The organism is Verrucomicrobiota bacterium (assembly GCA_016871675.1).
Lineage (GTDB): Bacteria > Verrucomicrobiota > Verrucomicrobiia > Limisphaerales > VHCN01 > VHCN01.
Window position 1 is genome coordinate 1 of the sequence record VHCN01000137.1, and the last position, 2,724, is coordinate 2,724.

The following is a 2,724-nucleotide window of genomic DNA, read 5'->3' on the forward strand; positions in this document are numbered from 1 at the left end:
TCCAGCCCGCCGTAGGTCGGCGAGAGGGAGCAAAGCTCGTTGAACACGTCCGCCGGTGTCTTGAACTCAAAGCCGGGAATGCCCAGCCGCCGCGCAATCCGGGCGATGATCCACCAATCTGGCTGCGCCTCTCCCGGCGGTTTGACCGCGGCACGCAGGCGCTGGACACGCCGCTCGGTGTTGCACACCACGCCGTCCGTCTCGGCCCACGCGGTCGCCGGCAGCACGACGTGCGCGAGTTTCGCGGTCTCGGTCATGAAGATGTCCACGACCACGAGATGATCGAGGGCCTTGAGCGCGTGCTCGCAGTGGTTGCGGTCGGGGTCGGAAACGACCGTGTTCTCGCCGTCAATGAGCATCGCGTGAATGCTCTTGCCGCACTCCTGCAACGCCGTGACTTTCGTCATCGGCTGGCCGGGGTCGAGGTCGGGGCGATGATAAGCCGCGGCGAACTTGTCCCGCGCCGCTTGGTCGTCAATCCGCACGCTGCCGGGAAACACGAACGTCTCCGCCCCGCAATCGCCGCAGCCCTGGATGTTGTTCTGCCCGCGCATCGGGTTGATGCCGCCGCCCTCGACGCCGAGGTTGCCGGTCATCAATGCGAGGTTGCAAAGGCTCTGCACGTTGTCCACGCCGCAGATGTGCTCGGTGATGCCCAGCGTGTAGTAGATGCCGCTCGGCTTGCCGCGACCGTAGTGCAACGCCGCCTGCTCGATGTCCTTCGCCGGCACTTCGCAAATCGTCGCCGCCCATGCCGGCGTGAATTCCTTGAGATGTTTGCGGAACGCCTCCCAGCCCGCCGTGCGTTGCGCGATGAACTCGCGGTTCACCAGGCCTTCGCGCTCGATCACGTGAGCCATCGCCAGCAGCAATGCCACGTCGCTGCCGACGCGGATGGGCAGATAGACGTCCGCGAGCTCCGCCAGCCGGGTGCGGCGCGGGTCGGCGACGATGAGTTTCGCGCCGCGCGCCATCGCCTTCTTGAGTCCGGTGGCGGCGACCGGATGGCACTCGGTCATGTTCGTGCCGGTGCAGAAAATCACATCCGGCTTGTCCATGTCCGCGAGCGGATTGGACATGGCTCCCCTGCCGATGGTGGCCGCCAGACCGACGACCGTTGGGCTGTGTCAAGCCCGGCTACAGTTGTCTATATAATGCGTGCCGAAACCCGCCCGGATGAACTTCTGCATCGAGTAAGCCGCCTCGTGCGGCGCGCGACCGCTCGCGATGCCATACACGCTGCGCCGCCCGTGCCTTTCGAGCGAACGGCGGAAGCCTTCGGCCGCGACGTCGAGCGCTTCGTCCCAGGTCGCTTCCTTGAAGGAACCGTCAGCCTGTCGCACCAGCGGCGTCTTCAAGCGGTCTTCGTGCTGAACGAAGTCGAAGGCGAACTGCCCCTTGATGCAGAGCGCGCCGTGATTGGCCGGGCCGTCCATCGCCGGCTGCACGCCTATGAGCCGGTCGCCCTTCGTCAGCAAGTCCACCGAGCAGCCGACGCCGCAATACGGGCAGATCGTGCGCGTCTTCGCGATCTCGCCGGGCATGTCCGCCGCGCGCAGCGCCTTCTTGTCCGCGAGCGCGCCGGTCGGGCAGGTCTGCACACACTGGCCGCAGAACGTGCAGGCCGAGTCCTTGAGGTTGTGGTTGAACTCCGTCGTGATCTGCGTGCTGAAGCCGCGGTTCATCACGCTGATCGCGTAGTCGCCCTCCTGTTCCGCGCACACGCGCACGCAGCGGTAGCACGAGATGCACAAATCGTAATCGCGCAGGATGAACGGATTGTCATCGGCCTGGTTGGTGCGCCCGGATTTCTTGCCCTGAAAGCGTCCCGTCCGCGCGCCGTAGCGATCCACCAGGGTCGTGAGTTCCTGCGATGCGTAACCCCGGAGCGGACTCACCTCCACCTCGCGGTTCTCGCTGACCAGCATTTCGAGCAGCGTCTTGCGAATCTTCTCAATGGCCGGCGACGCGCTCCGCACGGCCATGCCCGGCGTGGCCTTCGTCGTGCAGGATGCCACCGGCGTCTTCATCCCCTCCACCTCGACCACGCACAGCCGGCACGCGCCGAACGCCTCCAGCCGTTCGTCATAGCAAAGCGTCGGCACGCTGCGCCGCGCGCGCTGGGCAACCTGATAAATCGTCTCGCCATCGCTGAAGGCGACGGGGTGGCCGTCCAGCGTCAGCGTGTGTGTGCGTTCGGTCGAAGTGGCTGTCATGTCATTGGTGGGGTGGACGATTGGCCGACGCGTGTTGTTTTACCGCGTCCGGGAAAAACTTCAAAAGGCTGTCCGTCACGAAGGGCGCGGCCATGCCGAGGCCGCAGGCGCTGGTGGCGCGCATGGCGGCGCCGATGTCGCGGACTTCGTCGGTCCAGTCGGCAAGATCTTGCGGACCGGATTCGCCGTTGAGTCGTTCAGTGAGGCGCTGCGTGCCGATGCGGCACGGGAAACATTTGCCGCAGCTTTCGTGGGCGAAGAATTCCATCGCGTCGTGCGCGGCGGCGACCATGCCGCGACTGTCGTCGAACACGATGATGCCGCCCGCACCGAGGAACGAGCCTTTGGTGCGGATGCTTGGTTCATCGAGCGTGCAATCAAGAGCGTCGCCGGCGAGGAAGCCGCCGCTCAGGCCGGCCATCGTCACGGCTTGAATGGTGCGTCCGGCGGGCGGACCGCCGGCCCAATCGTGAAGCAGCGTTTTCAACGGCAGGCCGATGGGCACTTC

At 65.7% G+C, this 2,724-nt stretch carries 3 protein-coding genes; all 3 read right to left on the reverse strand.

Features of this window, described 5'->3' with window-relative positions; all coding sequences use genetic code 11:
* Positions 1 to 1,079, reverse strand: a 1,079-nt coding sequence (locus FJ386_15385; protein MBM3878069.1) for a formate dehydrogenase subunit alpha, incomplete at its 3' end; no start/stop codon positions are given.
* A gap of 48 nt (positions 1,080 to 1,127) precedes the next feature.
* Positions 1,128 to 2,216 (reverse strand): 4Fe-4S dicluster domain-containing protein, encoded by a 1,089-nt coding sequence (locus tag FJ386_15390; protein ID MBM3878070.1) that lies wholly within the window; start codon positions 2,214 to 2,216, stop codon positions 1,128 to 1,130.
* Position 2,217: 1 nt separating this feature from the next.
* Positions 2,218 to 2,724 (reverse strand): hypothetical protein (locus tag FJ386_15395; GenBank protein ID MBM3878071.1); only part of this gene is annotated, 507 nt, incomplete at its 5' end.

Coding starts and splice junctions, on each gene's coding strand:
- FJ386_15390 (MBM3878070.1), bottom strand. CDS start 2,216: ATGACAGCCACTTCGACCGAACGCACACACACGCTGACGCTGGACGGC.